The sequence below is a fragment of the Achromobacter animicus genome, assembly GCF_902859585.1.
Classification (GTDB): domain Bacteria; phylum Pseudomonadota; class Gammaproteobacteria; order Burkholderiales; family Burkholderiaceae_B; genus Achromobacter; species Achromobacter animicus.
The window spans coordinates 52,843-72,462 of sequence record NZ_CADIJM010000018.1 but is presented as its reverse complement, the minus strand read 5'-3'; the positions used below and the strand labels follow the sequence as shown (position 1 = coordinate 72,462).

The following is a 19,620-nucleotide window of genomic DNA, read 5'->3' as shown; positions in this document are numbered from 1 at the left end:
GCACCACCTGACAAAGCGCGCAGAGACCATGGGCTACAGCTTGGTACCGTTGGCCACCCCAGAAAAAGCCAATGAAATATCAACAGCTTAGGAGGAGTTTCTTGAGAGGGAGCCGAAGGCGGACGAAGATGACGACGGGGCAGTCCGGAGCGAAGGCTCCGGACCGCAATCGTAGCCCCGCGCCCCAAGGCCGCCGCCGCACCGTGCGCCTAAAGAACCCAACCCCAGCCCCACCAAAAAAACCGCAAAATCTGCAAACATCCAAAAGCTAAATTGCCCCTACCAAGGAGCAAGCATTGAAGCCCACAACGCGATCCCTCTACGCCCAACGCCTGGACCCCGTCCTACGCTGGCTAGCCGCCAACCCAGACGCCACGCCAGATCTGCACCAGCTCGCAGACCTGGCCTGCCTGTCTCCCTATCACTTCCACCGCGTCTACCGCGCCATGCTCGGAGAAACCGTCAACGCCACCGTGCAGCGCATCCGCATGCAACGCGCAGCCGCCGACCTCTCCAGCACCGATACGCCATTGAAAGACATCGCCCAACGCGCCGGCTATGAATCCGAAGCCGCCTTCAACCGCGCCTTCGGCGCTCTCTTCGGCATCCCGCCGGGCCGGTATCGCGCCGCCCGCTCCCAACCCATCACCCCTCAGGAGCTAGCCATGTACCCCATCGCCATCGAAGACTTCCCCGGCATCACCCTAGCCGTCCTCCCCCATCGCGGCAATGAACAGGAAATCGGCCCCGTCTTCTCCCGCGCCTTCATGCTCGCCGTCAGCCGGGGCATTGCAACCCCCGACGCCATAGGATTCGGCGTCTACTTCGACGACCCCGAACAGGTGCCGGAGAGCCAGTTGCGATCGCTGGCCGGGATGGCCGTCGCGCCCGATGCCGATATCGGGCATGAGCTTGAGCGATTTGAAATCCCCGCCGGCCGCTGTGCCGTCCTCAAGTACACCGGCCCCTACAACGAAATGCGCAAGCCGTACGACTGGCTCTTCTCCGAATGGCTGCCCGCCAGCGGCATGTCGCCCGCCGACTTTCCCATGTTCGAGCAATACCTGAACGACCCCGTCAACACGCCCCCCGCCGAATTGCAGACCCTGATCTGCCTGCCGCTCAGATAGCGCACGCCGCTTACCCGAGCACGCCGGCCAGATACTGCCGCAGCCAGGCGTGCGCCGGATCATCCTGATAGCGCTCGTGCCAGTAAAGCGACACCGCAATCGGCGGCAACGTCAACGGCACCTTCTGCGACACGATCCGCGCACTCCCCGCCATCGCCTTCGCAATGCTCACCGGCATCGTCGCAATCAGATCCGACCCCTCCACGATGAACGGACACACCAGATAACTCGACAGCGTCGCCACGATCTTGCGGCTCCGGTTCTGTCCCATCAGGATGCGATCGATCGCCGTGCTGAAGTAGCGCGTATGCGCCGCAAGATCCAGATGTCCATAGCTCAGGTAGGCGTCCAGATTCCAGCGCTTGCGCAAACACGGATGCCCTTCGCGCACGATGCACACCGCCGGCTCCTGGTACAGAAAGCGCGTGCGCAGATCCGGCGCCGGATCCGGGAAGTAACCCGCGATCAGCTCCACGTGATTCGTATCCAGCATGCTCAGCCCATGCTGCGGCCGCGCCGGCACGATCTGCAACTGGAAATGCGGCGCGTCCACCGCCAACCGCGGGATCAGCTTGGGCAGCAACGTGTACTGCACATAGTCGGTGGCATACAGCGACAGCGTGCGCGACGAATGCGCCGGATCGAACGCCTCGCGCGTACGCGTCGCGCGATGCCAGCCCTCCAGCAGCGGCTTGAAATTCTGGTGCAGCTCCAGCGCCCGCAACGTCGGCTGCCACGCCCCGCCCTCGCGCACCAGCAGCGGATCGCCGAACAACTGGCGCAGCCGGTTCATCGCCGCGCTCATCGCCGGCTGACTGATATTCATCGCCTCGGCCGCGCGCGACACATTGCGGCATGCCATCAACGCATCGAAATGCAGAAGCAGATTCAGGTCCGGGTTCTTCATCACCGCGCGTCCATAAATGGCATCTATACAAATATAAACCTGTAGGACTGCTGTCATTTCCGCGTGAGGCCTAGCATGACCTCGTTGTTGCAGCGAACCAAGGTTGGACACGCATGATCCGGCCATCACGAAGTTCTATCAACAAGGGGAAACCAAGCCATGAAAACAGGGCTACTACGCAGTTGCTGTCGCATTGCCGCGGGCATCACGCTCTTTGCGGCCGCCGGGGGCGCCAGCGCCGCCTGGCCGGACAAGGTCATCCGCATCGTCGTGCCCTTCGCGGCCGGCGGCTCCACCGACCTGGTGGCGCGCAAGATCGCGGAAGGCCTCGGTCAGCGCCTGAATGCCAACGTCATCGTTGAAAACCGCCCCGGTGCAGGGGGCACCGTCGGCACCGAATTCGTCGCGCGCCAGCCCGCCGACGGCTACACCATCCTGATGGGATCGGTCAGCACGCACGGCAGTGCGCCCTGCATCTACTCCAAGCTGCCGTACGACGCCGTCAAGGACTTCACGCCGCTGACGGTGGTCGCCACCATTCCCAACGTCTTGTCCGTGAACCAGTCGGTCCCCGCGAACACCCTTCAGGAGTTCGTAACCCTGCTGAAGAAAGAGCCCGAGAAGTACTCCTTCGCCTCCAACGGCCAAGGCACCTCCAACCACCTGGCCGCCGAACTGTTCAAGTCCACCGCCGGCGTGTCGATGGTGCACGTGCCCTACCGCGGCTCTGGCCCCGCGCTCATCGATCTGGTCGGCGGACAGGTCAACATGATGATGGACGTGGTCATGACCTCGTACCCCTACATCAAGGACGGGAAGATCAAGGCGCTGGCCGTCACGTCGCCGCAGCGCTCGTCCATGTTGCCCGACGTGCCCACCGTCGCCGAATCCGGTTACCCCGGCTACGAGGCCATGGTGTGGTTCGGCATGCTGGCGCCCGCCAACATGCCCGAACCGCTGCGCACCAAGCTCACCGACGGCCTCGTGCAGACCCTGCACGCGCCCGCCATGAAGACCTACCTGGAGCAACAAGGCGCGCAAGTATCGGACGTCGCGGGACCCGCGTTCGGCGCAATGATCAAGGACGAAATCAACAAGTGGTGCCAGGTCGTGAAGAAGGCCGGCATTCGTCTGGACTGACCTTCTTTATTGGAACAATCGATATGTATCGCATAGGGATAGACGTCGGAGGCACGTTTACCGATTTCACGATGATCGACGAGGACGCCGGCGTGGTGCACTTTCACAAAGTGCCTTCCACGCCGCACGATCCCTCCGAGGCCATCGCCACGGGCATCGGCCAGATGCTCGCGGATCACGGGGTCGCGCCATCGCAGGTCTCGCACGTGGGCCACGGCACCACGGTGGCCACCAACCTCATCATCGAACGCAAGGGCGCGCGCGTCGGGCTCATCACCACGCGCGGCTTTCGCGATGTGCTGGAGATCGGCCGCCAGACGCGTCCGCACCTGTACGACTACAGCGTCGGCAAACCGCCCGTGGCGGTGCCGCGTGAGTTCCGCGCCGAAGTCGACGAGCGGGTGAACGCAGCGGGCGACGTGCTGACGGCGCTGGACGAGGCGCAAGTGCGCGATGCCGCGCGCCGTTTTGCCAAGGCCGGCATCGAGGCCGTCACGATCTGCTTCCTGCACGCCTACCGCAACCCTGCGCATGAGCGCCGCGCGGCGCAGATCGTGCTGGAAGAAATGCCCGACGCCTACATCAGCCAGTCATCCGACGTGCTGCCCGAGTTCCGCGAATACGAGCGCCTGTCCACCACCGTGCTCAACGCCGCGGTCGGGCCCAAGATGGCGCGCTATCTGGAACGCTTCCTGAACCGCGTGCGGGAACTGGACATCGGCCATGAGCCGCACACCATTCATTCCAACGGCGGCCTGATGTCGATCGCCACCGTGCGCCAATATCCGGTCCGCACCTGCCTGTCGGGTCCGGCGGCGGGCGTCGTCGGCGCAGCCGCCGTGGGACGCGCCATCGGCAGCCTGAACCTGGTGACGTTCGACGTGGGCGGCACCAGCACGGACGTCTCGCTGGTATGCGAGGGCCGTCCGCTCTTCACGTCGCACCGCCACGTCGCCGGGTATCCGGTCAAGACACCCATGGTCGACATCCACGTCATCGGCGCGGGCGGCGGCAGCATCGCCTGGCTGGACGACGCTGGCGCGCTGAAGGTCGGGCCGCATAGCGCGGGCGCGGTGCCCGGTCCCGTGGGCTACGGCCGCGGCGGCCAGGAGCCGACCATCACGGACGCCGAAATCGCGCTGCAACGGCTCAATCCCGCCGCGCTTCTGAACGGCCGCATGCCGGTGTACGCAGATGCCGCGCGCGAAGTCATCCGCAGCCGCGTCGCCGAACCGCTGGGGCTGGACATGGAGGCGGCCGCCGAGGGCATCCTGCGCATTGCGGCGGCCAACATGAGCCGTGCGATCCGTGCGGTGTCCACCGAACGCGGCTACGACCTCTCGCGCTTCGCGTTGTATGCGTACGGTGGCGCAGGCCCACTGCATGCGGTGGAAGTGGCCGAGGAATGCGGCATCCCCGTCGTCATCGTGCCGCAGGAGCCGGGCACGATGTGCGCGCGCGGCATCCTGCTCACGGATATCTCTTTCGACTTCGTGCAAAGCGAGATCTCGCTGGCCGATGCGGACAGCTGGCCCGCGATCTCCACGATCTTCGACGGTCTGCGCACGCAGGCCCAGGACTGGCTGGCATCCGAACGCGTCGATCCGTCGCTGCGCGTGTGCCACAGCGCCATCGACGCGCGCTACGAGGGCCAGAACTTTGAAGTGCAGGTCAGCCTGGACGACACCGGTGCGGGCGGCTACGCGGAATTCGCGCGCCGCTTCGCCGAGGCGCATGAGCGGGAGTACGGCTACACCGTCGACGACCGCAAGGTGCAGATCATCAACTGCCGCATGCAGGCCGTGGGACAGGTGGTGAAGGCGCCGCTTGCGCCAAGACACGTGGGCGGCACGTTGGAGGACGCGGCGCGGGGCCAGCGCAAGGCTTACTTCGGCCCCGCGCATGGCTGGCGTGAAACGCCCGTCTATGACCGTGACCGCGTGCCGACCGGCGCGCGCTTCACGGGACCCGCGCTGCTCGAAGAAATGAGCTCGACCACGGTGGTGGGCGTGGGCCACGAGGCCAGCGTTGACGAGTACGGCAACCTGATCATCCGCCTGCAAGGAGACTCGCATGACCAAGCCTGATTCCGTTCAAACCCGCGCCGCGGACGCCACGCCCACGCTGGCGGATCCCATCGGCATGGAGGTCTTCTGCAACCGCCTGCTGTCCATCACCGAGGACATGAACAACACGTTGGTGCGCGCATCGTTTTCGACCAACATCAAAGAGCGTAAGGATTGCTCGGTGGCGCTGTTCGACGCTGCCGGACGGCTGGTCGCGCAGGGCACGCAGATTCCGCTGCACCTGGGCTCGCTGGACGGCGCCATGCGCGCCATCCTGCGCACGTTCCCGGCTGACCAGATCCGCGACGGCGATGTGTATATCTGCAATGACCCGTACCTGGCGGACGGCAGCCACCTGCCCGACATCAACATCATCACGCCGGTGTTCTGGGACGGCGTTTTGCGCTTCTTCGCGGCCAACATCGCGCACCATTCCGACGTGGGCGGTGCGGTGCCCGGCTCGATCGCCGGGGGCCTGAAATCGATCTTCGAGGAAGGCATCCGCATCCCCGCCTGCCGCATCGCCCGCGCGGGCGAAACCGACGAAGACCTGCTGCGCCTCATCTGCGCCAATACGCGAGACCCGGAAGAGCGCGTGCTCGACCTGCGCGTGCAGATGGCCACCAACCGCCGAGGCGCGGCCGCCGTGCAGGGCCTGATCCGCCAGATGGGACTGGAGGCGGTGCTGCGGTCGGTGGACGACGTGATCGCCTACACGCGCAAACGCCTCTTGAACCGCATCGCGGAATTGCGAGCCGGCAGCTATACGTTCCGCAGCGATCTGGACGACGACGGCATGGGGGGCGACCCGGTCCCCATTCAGGTGACGCTGACCGTCAGCGCGGACAACCTGCACTTCGACTTCGAAGGATCGGGCAAACAGGCGCGCGGCGCCATGAACCTGCCCTTCAACGCGTTGCGCGCCTGCGTGTACTACGCGGTCAAAGCGCTGCTGGATCCGGACCTGGCGCCCAACGCAGGGTTGTTCGACCCCATCACGTTGTCGGCGCCGGTGGGCACCATCACCAATCCCGAACACCCGGCCGCGGTGGGCGCGCGCTCGATCACCGCACAGAAGGTGGCCGGCGCCATCTTCGGCGCGTTCCGTGGCCTGCTGCCGCCCGAAAAGACCATGGCGTCCAGTAACGACTGCTGCCCCGCCATCGTGTTCTCGGGCCGCTGGCGCGAACGCGCGGGCCATTTCGTGTATCTGGAAACGCTGGGCGGCGGCGCGGGCGCGCGCTTCGATGCGGACGGCATGGACGCGGTGCACGTGCACATGACCAACACGTCGAATCTGCCCGTGGAAGCGCTGGAGAACGAGTATCCGCTGCTGATGGACGAGTACGCGATGATCCAGGACTCGGGCGGTGCGGGCCGCACGCGCGGCGGCATGGCCATCGCCAAGCAGATCCGCGCCGTGGGACCGGGCATCGTGTTCTCGGCCCGCTCGGACAGCCACACCGTGGGCGTGGCGGCGGGCGTGGACGGCGGACGCGACGGACGGCGCGCGCGGCTGATCCGCAATTTCGGCACGCCGCAACAAGAGGAGCTGTTCTCCAAGACCGCGAACATTGCGCTCGAAGCCGGTGAGAGCGTGCGCATCGAAACGCCTGGCGGCGGTGGCTATGGCGCGCCTTCGGCGCGACCGCGGGCGCGCGTGGCGCAGGATCTGGCGGACGGAAAGATCAGCGCCGACGCGGCGCGCGCGGACTATGGCTTGTCCGCGTGAGCCGCGCTGCGCATCAACTGACGTTGAGCGTCATCGAGTACTTCATCTTGTCGTGCGGAAACGTGGTGATGGTGGCAAGCAGCAGCACGCCGCCATCGCCGTAGTAGCGGCGCGTGATGACGAAGCCCGGCGTGCCCGTGTCGACCTGGAGCTGCTTTGCGATCGCCGCGCCGATGGGCGTGGCGGAGAACTCCTGGTTGACCTCGGTGATGCGATCGCCAAAGTGGTCCTCGATCAGGCGCAACAGGGAGATCCGCGACTTCACGTCCACCCGCACGTCGGAATGCGCCGGGTCCGCGTAAATGAGCGTGCAGGCGGCGGCGACGTCGGGATCGTCCAGTGTCTTGATGGAGTTGATGTGCAGCCACTGCTGGCCGGCCTCGCAGCCCAGCGTTTCAGCCAGCCGCTTGGTGAGCTTGACGGTGCGCACGTCCTGCACCAGCAGCGCCGCGTTGCGGGCGTATTGCAGCAGGTCGGGGAACTGCGAGATGCGCTGCGTGAAGCGCGTGGTGGCGCGCGCCGTTTCCACGCGCGTGCCCACGCCCGGACGGCGCGACACCACGCCGGCAACGGTCAGCATGCGGATGGCTTCGCGGATCGTGTGACGGCTGGCGCCGAACTGTTCGCACAGCTCGTGTTCGGTCGGCAGCAGCGTCATCACGGGGTAGCGCCCCGAGCTGATGTCCTGCGACAGCGATTGATAAATGCTCTTGTAGCGCGGTCCGCCCGCCACGTCGGCCGGGAGCGCCGCGCCAGGCCGGCCGCGCGCTTCCCGCTCCCCGCCGGAACTGGCAGCGCGCTCGGAAGATCGGGTCATGAGGGGAGCCTCCTTCATTGGTTTTATAGGGTTTGTCCGGACAATAACCGATTGACAAGGCACTCTGCCAAGATCCATTATTTGTCCGGACATTCATGTACGGACAAATTGTACGGCGGACATGAAGTCGCCGGGCAACAAATCAGTCGGTTCTTGCAGTTCTCTTCCAATATTCGGGGGTTCTCATGAGCAAGGTACTTGCAGTGCTCGCGGCCGCGGCGGTAGCAGCCGGGCTGGGCGCAAACGCACAGGCGCAGCAGAAACTGGTGGTCGCCGGCTACGGCGGCTCGTTCGAAGACATCATGCGCAAGGACATCTTTCCGCCCTTCGCCAAACAGCACGGTGTCGAGCTGGATTACGTTGCCGGCAACTCCACCAACACCGTCGCGCGCCTGCAGGCGCAAAAAAGCAACCAGCAGATCGACGTCGCCATCATCGACGACGGTCCCATGTACCAGGCCATTGCGCTGGGCTTTTGCGAACCCATCAAGAACCTGCCTGCCGACGACATCTACACCACGGCGCGCTACAAGGACGACAAGGCGGTTGCCATCGGCATCGTGGCCACCGGCATCATGTACAACAAGAAGGTCTTCGATGAAAAGAAATGGGCGCCGCCCACGTCGTGGAAGGACCTGAAGGATCCCAAGTACAAGAAGCAGCTCGTCATCCCGCCGCTCAACAACACCTACGGCCTGCACACGCTGGTGGAATATGCCCGCGAAGGCGGCGGCGGCGAAAAGAAGATCGACCCTGGTTTCACCACGTTTAAGAACGAAGTCGGTCCCAACGTGCTGGTCTATGAGCCCTCGCCCGGCAAGATGACCGAACTCTTCTCCAGCGGCCAGGCCACCATCGCGGTGTGGGGCAGCGGCCGCGTCAAGGCGTTTGCCGACACCGGCTTCCCCGTCGGCTTCGTCTACCCGCAGGAAGGCGCTTACGCACTGCTCTCGTCCGTGTGTCCGATCGCCAAGTCCAACGCCAATCCGAAGGCGCAGGCGTTCGTGGAGTACCTGGTGTCGCCTGAGGTTCAGGAGAAGCTCGCCTCGGCTTACGGCTACGGTCCGGTCAACAAGAAAGCCAAGGTGGCTGACGATCCCCGCGTGCCGCTGCCCATCGGCAAGCGCGCCGCCGATCTCATCGTGATCGACTGGGATACCGTCAACCAGAACCGGGACGACTGGAACAAGCGCTGGACGCGGGAAATCGAGCGCTGACTGCGTGTGCTTAAGGGCGGCGCTGGCGCCGCCCACCGGGAGCTTTCATGACCTATCTCGTGCTGGACCGCCTGAGCAAGCGCTACGGCGACACCACTGCCGTTGAAAACCTGAGCCTGTCCGTGAAGCAAGGCGAGTTCATCTCGTTGCTGGGGCCTTCCGGCTGCGGTAAGACCACCACGCTGCAGATGATCGCGGGCTTTGTCGAGCCGTCGGGCGGCAGCATCGTGCTGAACGGCAAGGACGTCAGCAAGGTCCCGGCCAACAAGCGCGGGCTGGGCATGGTGTTCCAGAACTACGCGCTCTTTCCGCACATGACCGCCGCCGAGAACGTCTCGTTCGGCCTGGAGATGCAGCGCGTCAAGAAGGACGAGCGGCTGGCTCGCGTGGCGGATGCGCTCAAGCTCGTGGGCCTGGCGCATCTGGCCGACCGGCATCCGGCGCAGATGTCGGGCGGCCAGCAGCAGCGCGTCGCGCTGGCGCGCGCGCTGGTCATCCGTCCCAGCGTGCTGCTGCTGGACGAACCGCTCTCCAACCTGGACGCCAAGCTGCGCGAAGAAATGCAGCTTGAACTGCGCAGCATCCAGCGCACCGTCGGCACCACCACCATCCTCGTTACGCACGACCAGTCCGAGGCGCTGGCGCTGTCGGACCGCATCGTCGTGATGAACCAGGGACGCGTCGAACAGGTGGCCGAACCGTTCGCCGCGTACGAAGGCCCCGCCAGCCATTTCGTCGGCGGCTTTCTCGGCAAGGCCAACGTCTTCACCCCGCAGGCCGAGCAGTACGAAGGCGAGATGCGCGCCCGCATCGGCGAGGCCCACATCGGCCTGGAAGGTGCGCCCGTGCCGCAAGGCGCCGTGATCGTGCGCCCCGAAAAGATCCTGTTTTCCGAACCCGCGGCCTGTGCGTTGCCCGGCCGCATGAAGACGCGCGTGTTCCAGGGAAATCACTGGCTGTGCCAGGTGGAAACGTCGGTCGGCGAAGTCATGGTGATCCGTCAGAACGACGGGGTGCCGGTGCCGGCCGAAGGCGAGCCCGTGCACCTGCGCTGGCGTGCTCAGGACATGTGCACCGTCGATCCGGCCGCTGCGCCGCAAGGTAAAGCGTCATGAGCACGCGCACCAATCCGTGGGTGCTCAGCGCGCCGGCGCTGGTGGTGTACGCCACGTTCCTCGTGGTGCCGATGGCGCTGGTGTTCCTGATCAGCTTCTTCGACTTCCAGTTCTATGGCGGCATGCAGGCCACCTTTACGTGGAAGAACTACATCGAGATCTTCTCGGACGGCTACTACTACGAGATTTACGCACGCACGTTCGGCGTTGCCGCGGCCGTGACGGTCGCGTGCCTGGTGCTGGGCACGGCTGAAGCCTACGTGCTCTCGCGCATGGCCAATCCGTGGAAGGGCCTGTTCCTGATGGTGGTGTTGGGGCCGTTGCTGATCTCGGTGGTGGTCCGCACGCTGGGCTGGGCGCTGCTGTTCGGCTCGACGGGTCTGATCAACAAGGCGCTGATGGGCATCGGGCTGATCTCAACGCCCATCGACCTCATGTACAGCAACCTGGGCGTGGGCATTGCCCTGACGCACGTGCTGGTGCCGTTTATGGTGATCGCGGTGTGGGCCTCCCTGCAGCGGATCAATCCGGCCACCGAGGCCGCCGCGCTGTCGCTGGGCGCCAGCCAGTTCACCGTGATCCGGCGCGTGATCGTGCCGCAGGTGATGCCCGGCATTCTGTCCGGCGCGATCATGGTGTTTGCGATGGCGGCCAGCTCCTTTGCCACGCCCGCCATCATCGGCGGACGCCGCTTAAAGAACGTGGCCACTGCCGCGTACGACGAATTCCTGAACACGCTGAATTGGCCGCTGGGCGCGGCGCTGGCCGTGGTGCTGCTGGTGGCGACGGTGGTGGTGCTGCTGTCCGCCAACCGCATCATCGAGCGTCGCTACGGCGCGGTGTTCAACCAGGCCGGAGGCTGACATGCAATTTCGCAACGGCCCCATTGGCCTCGTCTTCCACACGCTGTTCATCCTTTTCATCCTGGCGCCCATCGTCATGGTGTGCGCGGTGGCGTTCACGTCCGAAGGCTTCATCTCGCTGCCGTCCGGCGGGCTGTCGCTGCGCTGGTTCCGCGCCATCCTGGACAACCCGCGCTTTGTCGATGCGTTCTGGTTCAGCCTGGGCCTGGGCACGCTGTCGGCCACGCTTGCCATTGCACTGGCCGTGCCCAGCGCGCTCGCCATCGCGCGCAACCGCTTCCCGGGCCGCGAGGCGCTGGTGGCGTTCTTCCTGTCGCCGCTGATGATTCCGCACGTGGTGTTGGGCTTGGCGTTCCTGAAGTTCTTCACGACCGTCGATCTGGCCGGCACCTACTTCGGCCTGGTGGTGGCGCACGTGATCCTGGTCATGCCGTACGCGCTGCGGCTGGTGCTGGCGTCGGCGGCGGGCATCGACCCGGCGCTGGAGCGGGCGGCGCAATCGCTGGGCGCGTCCAACTGGACGGCCTTCCGCCGCGTGGTGCTGCCGCTGCTGTTGCCGGGCGTGGTGAGCGGCTGGGTGATCGCGTTCATCACCAGCTTTGACGAACTGACGATGTCGATCTTCATCGCCTCGCCGTCGACGACAACCTTGCCGGTGCGCATCTTCCTGCATATCGAAGACACCATCGACCCGCTGGTCACAGCCGTGTCGGCGGTGCTGATCTACGTAACCATCATTGCCATATTCATCCTGGACCGCGCCGTCGGTCTGGAGAAGCTGTTTGTAGGAAAGGGACGCTGATGACGGACGAGAAAGAACTGGCGCCGCGCGCGCCCGTGCACCGCGGCATCTACGATGCGGTGGTGATCGGGGGCGGGCTGGTCGGGTCGGCCGTGGCCTACGGGCTGCGGCGCGAGCTGGACCACGTGGCCGTGCTGGACGAGGGCGATGTGGCCTACCGGGCCTCGCGCGGGAACTTCGGGCTGGTGTGGGTGCAGAGCAAGGGGATGGGGCTGCCGCGCTACGGCGTGTGGACCATGACCTCGGCCAAGGGTTGGCCGCAACTTGCTGCCCTGCTGCAGGAAGAGACCGGGGTCGACGTGCATCTGGAGCAGCGTGGCGGCCTGCACGCGCTCTTGAGCGACGAAGAGGTCGAGGTGCGCACGCGCTTCATGACCACGCTGCTCGCGCAGCCGGGCATGGCGCAGTACGACTGGAAGATGCTGGATCGCGCCGAAGTCGCGGATCTGGTGCCGGGCATCGGCCCGGAAGTGCGCGGTGCGACGTGGACGCCGGTGGACGGCATTGCGAATCCGCTCAAGCTCCTGCGCGCGTTGCACATGAGTTTTGCACAGCGGGTTGTGGATTACCTGCCGCAGCGTCCGGCGCAGAGCATCCGGCTGCGTGACGGCGTGTTTGATATCGCCACGCCCAGCGGCACGGTGCGCGCGCACAAGGTGGTGCTGGCCTCGGGGCTGTCCAACAAGCAGCTGGGCGAACAGGTGGGACTGGACGTGCCGGTGCGCCCGCAGCGCGGCCAGATCGTCGTGCTGGAGCGCACGCGCCGCATGCTGGAAACCCCCTTGTCCACGCTGCGCCAGACGGACGAAGGCACCTGGCTGATCGGCGACTCGCAGGAAGAGGCCGGCTATGTGGATAACCTGGTGGGCCTGCCGATCCTCGGCACGCTGGCCGACCGCGCGGTCCGCACGCTGCCCGCGCTGCGCGACGTGCGCGTGGTGCGCAGCTGGGCGGCGCTGCGCGTCATGTCCAAGGACGGCTTTCCGATCTATCAGCAATCCGAAACGTGTCCGGGGGCGTTCGTCGCCACCTGTCACAGCGGCGTGACGCTTGCCGCCGCGCATGCGCTCAATCTGGCGCCCATGATCGCCGCCGGCAGCCTGGCCGACGACATGGCGCCCTTCTCGACCCGGAGGTTTCATGTTCAAGCGGCTTGACGAGGCGCAGCGGCAGGCGCAGGGCGCGCCGGTGCGGGTAACGGTGAATGGGGCCGAGATGCTTTGCCGTCAGGGCGACAGCGTCGCTGCCGCCTTGTTTGCGGGCGGCGTGCAGGCCTGTCGCGATACGGCGGTCAACGAGGTGCCGCGCGGGCCGTACTGCATGATGGGCGTCTGCTACGACTGCCTGGTCACCATCGATGGGCAAGCGAACCAGCAGGGCTGCATGACGCCCGTGCGGGAAGGGATGAAGATCGAGCGCCAGTTGGGTGCGCGCAAGGTGCAGGCATGATCGACACGACGCAATGCGATTTGCTGGTGGTGGGCGCAGGCCCGGCGGGTCTGGCGGCGGCGACGCTGGCCGCCAACCTGGGCGTGGACACCGTGCTGCTGGATGAGCAGCCCGCGCCGGGCGGCCAGATCTACCGCGCCATCACCACCACGCCCGTCACCGACCGCGGCATCCTGGGCGAAGACTACTGGCACGGCGCCACGCTGGTGCCGCCGTTTCAGCAGTCGGGCGCGCGCTACGTGCCGGGCGCGACGGTGTGGGCCGTGGCGCAGCGCACGGCGCCCGAATCAGCGGAAGGCTTCGAGGTGGCGTATTCGGTAGGAGGCGAGGCGCGCATCGTGCACGCGCGCCGCCTGCTGCTGGCCACCGGCGCGCAGGAGCGGCCGTTTCCGATTCCGGGCTGGACGCTGCCGGGCGTCATCACGGCGGGCGCCGCGCAGATCCTCTTGAAGTCTTCTGGCGTTGTGCCGTCCGATCGCACGGTGCTGGCCGGTTGCGGACCGCTGCTGTACCTGGTGGCCTGGCAATACCTGAACGCAGGCGTGAAGGTGGACGCGCTGCTGGAAACCACGCCGCCCGGCCGCATGGGCCAGGCGCTGCCCAAGGTCTGGGGATTTCTGCGCTCGCCGTACCTGGGCAAGGGGCTGAAGCTGCTGCGCGCAGTCAAGGCCGCCGTGCCCATCGTCAAGGGCGTGACGGCGCTGGAAGCGCTGGGCGACGGCAAGCTGCAAAGCGTGCGCTATACCGCAGGCGGCGTCACCAAGACCCTGCCCGCCGATCAGCTGATGCTGCATCAGGGCGTGGTGCCCAACGTGAACCTGTCGCGCGCCGTGGGCGTGCCGCATCGCTGGAACGACGCGCTGGACTGTTGGGAGCCGGAGGTTGACGGGTGGGGCACGACGGCGGTGGACGGCATCGGCATGGCTGGCGACGGCGCGGGTATCGCGGGCGCGGTGGCGGCCGAGCACCGTGGCCGGCTGGCCGCGTTGCAGGCCGCGCATCTGCTGGGCCGCATCGACGCGCGCAAGCGCGACAGCGAGGCCGCCGCGCCGCGCGAGGCGCTGGCACGGGCCGTGCGGGGCCGCGAGTTCTTCGACACGCTCTACAAGGCGCCCGAGGCGTTCCGCCGGCCCACCGGCGACACCATCGTGTGCCGCTGCGAGGAAGTCACCGCCGCGCAGGTGCGCGAGACCGTCAAGCTCGGCTGCAGCGGTCCGAACCAGATGAAGGCCTTCCTGCGATGTGGCATGGGACCCTGCCAGGGCCGCTTCTGCGGCCTGACGGTGGCCGAGATCATTGCCGAGGAGCGCGGCGTGCCGACCGAGGAAGTGGGCTACTACCGGCTGCGTTTCCCGACCAAGCCGCTCACGCTGGGCGAACTGGCCTCCTTGCCGCAGACCGACGATTCGCGTCAGGCCGTCGTCCGCCTGAAGAAATGACGGGTGGACGCCATGACCGTTCAAACGCGGGCGGCTGAAGTCATCATCATCGGCGGCGGGCTGCACGGCAGCTCGGCCGCGCTGCATCTGGCGCGCGCCGGCGTGCGCGCGCTGGTCATCGAGAAGAACTATGTGGGGCGGCACGCCTCGGGCGTCAACGCAGGCGGTGTGCGCACGCTGTCGCGCCATCTGGCCGAGGTGCCGCTGGCGCTGGCCTCGCGCGAGCTCTGGTATCGCATCGGCGAGCTGGTGGACGACGACTGCGGCTTCGAGCAGCACGGGCAGGTGCGTGTGGCCGAGAACGAGGCTGACGCGGAAACGCTACGGGCTCGGCTCAAGACCATGACGGACCACGGCTACACCCACGAACAGTGGATAACGCGCGAAGACCTGCTGGACCTGATTCCTGCGATTGCGCCGACGGTGCAAGGCGGCCTGATCGCGCGCGAGGACGCGGCGGCCGATCCCTACCGCACCACCCTTGCCTTTCGCATGAAGGCCGCCAGTCTTGGCGCGCAGTTCCTGGAAGGCGTGCGCGTGCAGAGCGTGGCGCGGCACGACGGCCAATGGCGTGTGGAGACGGACGCCGGCGTGTACACCGCGCCGCAGGTGCTGAACTGCGCGGGCGCGTGGGCCGACCGGATCGCCGCGCAATGGGGCGAGCCGGTGCCGCTTTTGCCCATCAGTCCCATGATGCTCGTCACGCTACGCATGGATCACTTTCTGGATCCCGTGGTGCTGGGCACAGGCCGCGCGCTGTCGTTCAAGCAGCGCACCAACGGCACGGTGCTGATCGGCGGCGGCCGTCGCGCGTGGGTGGACCGCGATGCCGAATGGACCGAGCTGGATTTCCGCTCGCTGGCCGAAGGCGCGCGCACGGTGGTCGACCTGTTTCCGCACATGCGCGATGCGATCGTGAACCGGGGCTGGGCGGGAATCGAAGCGGCCATGCCCGACGAGATTCCCGTGATCGGCCGCAGCAGCCGGCACGAGACGGCCTTTCACGCGTTCGGGTTTTCAGCGCACGGCTTTGAGCTCGGGCCCATCGTCGGCCGCATCATGGCCGACCTGATCACGACCGGCGCGACGGACCTGCCGATCACCCCATTCCGGATCGAACGTTTCTCGGATGCCGGCCTGGCATCCGGTTCATCCACCAAGGAGCAACACCAATGAACGATATCGTGCGCAAGGAAACGAACGAGCGCCTGTCCCGCATCGTGATTCACGGCGACACCGTGTATGTGGCGGGCGTGACCTCGAATGCGGAAGGCGGCATCGCCGCGCAGACCCGCGACGTGCTGGCCAAGATCGACGGCTATCTGAAGCAGGCAGGCACGGACAAGTCGCGCCTGTTGACGGTGCAGATCTGGCTCAAGGACATCGAGCGCGACTTTGCCGGCATGAATGCGGTGTGGGCGGAATGGGCGCTGCCGAAGGCAATGCCCACCCGCGCCACGTGCGAGGCCAAGCTGGCCTCGCCTGATCTGCTGGTGGAGATCATCGTGACGGCCGCCGCGCAGCCGGCGTACGTCAGCGGGCCGGTGTCTGAAAGCTGACGGCGCCGGGGCGGCCCGGCAGGTTCAGGGTGGCGGTGGCTGGCGGCGTGGTTGCCACCACCTTGCCGGCGCGCAGCACCATCAGGCGCGTGGCGCGCAGGCGCAAGGCCTCGACCGCGTCGCGCGCCTGCAGCAGCACCAGGTCGGCGCGCTTGCCGACTTCCAGGCCCGTCTCGTCCAGGCCCAGAATCCTGGCAGGCGTGGTGGTGACCGCTTCGAAACAGGCGCGCATGGCGTCCTGTCCCGTCATCTGGCCGACGTGCAGGCCCATGTGCGCAACTTCCAGCATGTCGCCGGAACCCAGGCTGTACCACGGGTCCATCACGCAGTCGTGGCCGAAGGCGACCGGCACGCCCGCCGCCATCAGTTCCGGCACGCGCGTCATGCCGCGGCGCTTGGGATACGTGTCGTGGCGGCCTTGCAGCGTGATGTTGATGAGCGGATTCGCAATCGCGGACACGCCCGCCTCGCGGATCAGCGGGATCAGCTTGGACACGTAGTAGTTGTCCATCGAGTGCATGGAAGTCAGGTGCGAACCCGTCACGCGGCCGTGCAGGCCCAGGCGCTGCGTGTGGTACGCCAGCGTCTCGATGTGGCGTGACAGCGGGTCGTCGCTTTCGTCGCAGTGCATGTCCACGCGCAGGCCGCGTTCGGCCGCCAGTTCACACAGGATGCGCACGGATTCGGCGCCGTCCTGCATGGTGCGTTCGAAGTGCGGGATGCCGCCCACCACGTCCACGCCCATGTCCAACGCGCGCTTCAGGTTGTCCAGCGCACCGGGCGCGCGCAGTACGCCGTCCTGCGGGAAGGCAACGAGCTGCAGGTCCAGGTAGGGTTTGACCTTCTCGCGCACGTGCAACAGCGCTTCGGTCGCCAGCAGGCGCGGATCACAGACATCCACGTGCGAGCGGATCGCCAGCAGTCCGCGCGCCACGGCCCAATCACAATAGGCCAGTGCGCGCTCCACCAGCGCTTCCTGCGTCAGCAGGGGTTTGAGCTCGCCCCACAGCGCGATGCCTTCGAGCAGCGTGCCCGATTGGTTCACGCGCGGCAGGCCGAAGGACAGCGTGGAATCCATGTGGAAATGCGCGTCGACAAAGGGCGACGTCACCAGCTGGCCGGCGGCGTCCACGGTCTGCGCGGCCTCGGCCTTCAACGCCGGTTCCAGCGCGGTGATGCGGCCGTCGGCCACGCCGATGTCGATGTTCTTGCGGCCGTCGGGCAGCGTGCAGTTCTTGATGATCAGATCGAGCATGCGAATTCCTTGCGAAAACATTCAGTTGCTGCATCCCTGTCGCGTAGCGCCTCGGGGGGGATCACCTTTCGCCTTTGCGATACGGCTTCATCAAGGCCTGCGGGTAGGCGGCGCGGCGCGCCATGAACACCAGGGCCAGGATGGACAGGATATAAGGCAGCATCAGGTACACCTGATACGGCAGTTCGGGCAGGCCCGGCAGCGCCGCGCCGCCCTGCTGCAGACGCAACTGCAGCGCATCGAAGAAGGCGAAGATCAGCGCGCCCAGCAGCGCCTTGCCCGGCCGCCACGACGCAAACACCACCAGCGCCACGCAGACCCAGCCGCGGCCGTTGACCATGTTGAAGAAGAACGCATTGAACGCGGCCAGCGTCAGGAAGCTGCCGGCCACGCCCATCAGCGCCGATCCGGCCACGATAGCGCCGATACGCAGGCGCGTCACGGACAGACCCTGGCCTTCGGCGGCGGCGGGGTTCTCGCCCACCATGCGCACGGCCAGTCCCACGGGCGTGCGGTTCAGCACCCACGCAAGAATCGGCACCGCGGCCAGCGCGATCAGCGTCATCGGCGTCTGCCCGGCCAGCACGGGGCCGATCAGCGGAATGCCGTCCAAGAACTTCATTTCAGCAAACGGCGTGATCGTCGGCGGCGTGGACACGCTGGGGAACGTGACCCGGTACGCGAAATAGCTGACGCTGGTGGCGAGCAGTGTCACGCCGAGGCCCGACACGTGCTGCGACAGGCCCAGCGGCACCGTCAGCACGGCGTGCAGCAGGCCGAACACGGCGCCGGCCAGCGCGGCGGCCAGCACGCCCACGTACAGCGGCGCGCCCAGGTACACGACCAGCCAGCCGGTGAAGGCGCCGGCCACCATGATGCCTTCGATGCCCAGGTTCAGCACCCCGGCGCGCTCGCAGAGCAGCACGCCCAGCGTGCCCAGTATCAGCGGCGTGGCCAGGCGCAGCACGGCCACCCAGAAGGCCGAGGAACTCATCAGATCCATCCATTCCATGGCGTGCTCCTCAAGCCTTGTTGCGGCGCAGGCGGTACTGCGCGAATAGCGTCGCGACCAGCATGGCGAGCAACGAGGTGGCGACGATGACGTCGGCGATGTAGTTCGGCACGGCAATGGCGCGGCTCATGCTGTCGGCGCCCACCAGCATGCCGGCCACGAAGATGCTGGCCAGGATCACGCCCAGCGGATGCAGGCCGGCCAGCATGGCGACGACGACACCCGTGTAGCCGTAGCCCGGGGACATATCCAGCGTGACGTAGCTGGTGCGGCCCGCCACTTCGATGGCGCCGGCCAGGCCGGCCAGCGCGCCGGACAGCATGGCGGTGCCGAGCATCACGCGGTTGACCGGCAGGCCCAGAAAGCGCGACGCGTGGGCGTTGGCGCCCACCGCGCGCATCTGGAAACCGAAGACGGTGTAGCGGTTCAGCAGCCACAGGCCGAGTGCCAGGCCCGCGGCCCACAACAGGCCGGTGTGGGCGCGCGTGCGCTCGATGAGCTTGCCCAGTTCCAGGTCGCCGTTCAGCGCCACCGATTGCGGCCAGCCCATCGCCATCGGGTCCTTCATCGGGCCGTCCAGCATCATGGACACGAACAGCAGCACGATGAAGTTGCCCAGCAGCGTGGTCACGACTTCGTCGACGCCCAGGCGGGTTTTCAGGATGGCCGGAATCAGCAGGAGCAAGGCGCCGGCCAGGGCGGCCGCCAGCATCATGCCGCCGAACAGGACCGGCATCGGCAGATCGAAACCCGTGCCGCCGTGCAGGCCGCCCACGGCCACGGCCGCCAGGGCGCCCAGATACAGCTGGCCCTCGGCGCCGATGTTGTAGAAGCGCGCGCGGAACGCCACGGCACAGGCCAGGCCGGTCAGCATCAGCGGCGTGGCGCGGGTCAGGGTTTCGGACAGCGCGAAGCGCGTGCCGAACGCGCCTTCGAACAGCAGCGCGTAGGTGCGGCCGACGGGGGCGCCGGCCCAGGCCACCAGCAGTGTGCAGACCGCCAGCGTGAAGAGGATGGCCGCAATGGGCGCCAGCGCCAGCGCAAGGCGGCTGGGCTCGGGGCGGCGTTCCAGGATCAGTTTCATGGGATGCTCAATAGTGAAGAAAGCCGGGCGGAA

The 19,620-nt window shown here is 66.7% G+C and carries 18 protein-coding genes; 13 read left to right on the top strand and 5 right to left on the bottom strand.

The features are described 5' to 3' along the window. Window positions 1-296: 296 nt before the first annotated feature. Complete coding sequence (locus HV681_RS25195; RefSeq protein WP_175125852.1) at window positions 297-1,130, top strand: AraC family transcriptional regulator; 834 nt, start codon at window positions 297-299, stop codon at window positions 1,128-1,130. Between the two features lie 10 nt (window positions 1,131-1,140). On the opposite strand, the gene HV681_RS25190 is transcribed toward HV681_RS25195, so the two are convergent. Further along, window positions 1,141-2,037, bottom strand: a complete 897-nt coding sequence (locus HV681_RS25190; protein WP_175125851.1) for a LysR family transcriptional regulator — start codon at window positions 2,035-2,037, stop codon at window positions 1,141-1,143. Window positions 2,038-2,196: 159 nt separating this feature from the next. On the opposite strand from HV681_RS25190, the gene HV681_RS25185 reads away from it, so the two are divergent. The 3 genes from HV681_RS25185 to HV681_RS25175 are packed head-to-tail and all read left to right on the top strand — an operon-like array spanning window position 2,197 to window position 6,975. After that, window positions 2,197-3,177, top strand: a complete 981-nt coding sequence (locus HV681_RS25185; protein WP_175125850.1) for a Bug family tripartite tricarboxylate transporter substrate binding protein — start codon at window positions 2,197-2,199, stop codon at window positions 3,175-3,177. Window positions 3,178-3,200: 23 nt separating this feature from the next. Beyond that, window positions 3,201-5,264 carry a hydantoinase/oxoprolinase family protein gene (locus HV681_RS25180; RefSeq protein WP_175125849.1) on the top strand — a complete coding sequence of 688 codons (2,064 nt, stop codon included), beginning with the start codon at window positions 3,201-3,203 and terminating at the stop codon, window positions 5,262-5,264. Next, complete coding sequence (locus HV681_RS25175) at window positions 5,251-6,975, top strand: hydantoinase B/oxoprolinase family protein (RefSeq protein WP_175125848.1); 1,725 nt, start codon at window positions 5,251-5,253, stop codon at window positions 6,973-6,975. The genes HV681_RS25180 and HV681_RS25175 overlap by 14 nt, the downstream gene beginning before the upstream one ends. Before the next feature lie 13 nt (window positions 6,976-6,988). On the opposite strand, the gene HV681_RS25170 is transcribed toward HV681_RS25175, so the two are convergent. Further along, window positions 6,989-7,792, bottom strand: a complete 804-nt coding sequence (locus HV681_RS25170; RefSeq protein WP_175125847.1) for a GntR family transcriptional regulator — start codon at window positions 7,790-7,792, stop codon at window positions 6,989-6,991. 185 nt (window positions 7,793-7,977) lie between these two features. On the opposite strand from HV681_RS25170, the gene HV681_RS25165 reads away from it, so the two are divergent. Genes HV681_RS25165 through HV681_RS25125 form a run of 9 tightly spaced genes read left to right on the top strand, consistent with a single transcriptional unit; the run spans window position 7,978 to window position 16,236 of the window. Next, window positions 7,978-9,009 carry an ABC transporter substrate-binding protein gene (locus tag HV681_RS25165; protein WP_056565933.1) on the top strand — a complete coding sequence of 344 codons (1,032 nt, stop codon included), beginning with the start codon at window positions 7,978-7,980 and terminating at the stop codon, window positions 9,007-9,009. Between the two features lie 47 nt (window positions 9,010-9,056). Further along, window positions 9,057-10,124 (top strand): ABC transporter ATP-binding protein, encoded by a 1,068-nt coding sequence (locus tag HV681_RS25160; RefSeq protein ID WP_175125846.1) that lies wholly within the window; start codon window positions 9,057-9,059, stop codon window positions 10,122-10,124. Next, a complete protein-coding gene (locus HV681_RS25155) occupies window positions 10,121-10,987 on the top strand; it encodes an ABC transporter permease (protein WP_175125845.1) in 867 nt (288 codons plus the stop codon). The genes HV681_RS25160 and HV681_RS25155 overlap by 4 nt, the downstream gene beginning before the upstream one ends. 1 nt (window position 10,988) lies before the next feature. Further along, window positions 10,989-11,789 (top strand): ABC transporter permease, encoded by an 801-nt coding sequence (locus tag HV681_RS25150; RefSeq protein ID WP_105236818.1) that lies wholly within the window; start codon window positions 10,989-10,991, stop codon window positions 11,787-11,789. Beyond that, entirely contained in the window at window positions 11,789-12,946 is a 1,158-nt protein-coding gene (locus HV681_RS25145; protein WP_175125844.1) for an NAD(P)/FAD-dependent oxidoreductase, read from the top strand. Before HV681_RS25150 ends, HV681_RS25145 begins: the two co-directional genes overlap by 1 nt. Next, window positions 12,930-13,238 (top strand): (2Fe-2S)-binding protein, encoded by a 309-nt coding sequence (locus HV681_RS25140; RefSeq protein WP_056327675.1) that lies wholly within the window; start codon window positions 12,930-12,932, stop codon window positions 13,236-13,238. Before HV681_RS25145 ends, HV681_RS25140 begins: the two co-directional genes overlap by 17 nt. Continuing rightward, window positions 13,235-14,677, top strand: a complete 1,443-nt coding sequence (locus tag HV681_RS25135; protein ID WP_175125843.1) for an FAD/NAD(P)-dependent oxidoreductase — start codon at window positions 13,235-13,237, stop codon at window positions 14,675-14,677. Before HV681_RS25140 ends, HV681_RS25135 begins: the two co-directional genes overlap by 4 nt. A 12-nt stretch (window positions 14,678-14,689) precedes the next feature. Then, window positions 14,690-15,853: an NAD(P)/FAD-dependent oxidoreductase gene (locus HV681_RS25130; protein WP_175125842.1), complete on the top strand. Its 1,164-nt coding sequence runs from the start codon at window positions 14,690-14,692 to the stop codon at window positions 15,851-15,853. After that, window positions 15,850-16,236, top strand: coding sequence for a RidA family protein (locus tag HV681_RS25125; protein ID WP_175125841.1), 387 nt, complete (start codon window positions 15,850-15,852; stop codon window positions 16,234-16,236). The genes HV681_RS25130 and HV681_RS25125 overlap by 4 nt, the downstream gene beginning before the upstream one ends. Here the strand turns inward: HV681_RS25125 and HV681_RS25120 are convergent. The 3 genes from HV681_RS25120 to HV681_RS25110 form a co-directional block, all read right to left on the bottom strand. Continuing rightward, window positions 16,211-17,491, bottom strand: coding sequence for an amidohydrolase family protein (locus tag HV681_RS25120; protein WP_175125840.1), 1,281 nt, complete (start codon window positions 17,489-17,491; stop codon window positions 16,211-16,213). The two genes, HV681_RS25125 and HV681_RS25120, sit on opposite strands and share 26 nt — an antisense overlap. Window positions 17,492-17,552: 61 nt before the next feature. Next, window positions 17,553-18,503 carry an ABC transporter permease gene (locus tag HV681_RS25115; protein WP_056565907.1) on the bottom strand — a complete coding sequence of 317 codons (951 nt, stop codon included), beginning with the start codon at window positions 18,501-18,503 and terminating at the stop codon, window positions 17,553-17,555. A gap of 10 nt (window positions 18,504-18,513) precedes the next feature. Next, on the bottom strand, window positions 18,514-19,587 hold the full coding sequence (locus tag HV681_RS25110; RefSeq protein WP_056565904.1) for an ABC transporter permease: 1,074 nt from the start codon (window positions 19,585-19,587) through the stop codon (window positions 18,514-18,516). Window positions 19,588-19,620: the final 33 nt, after the last annotated feature.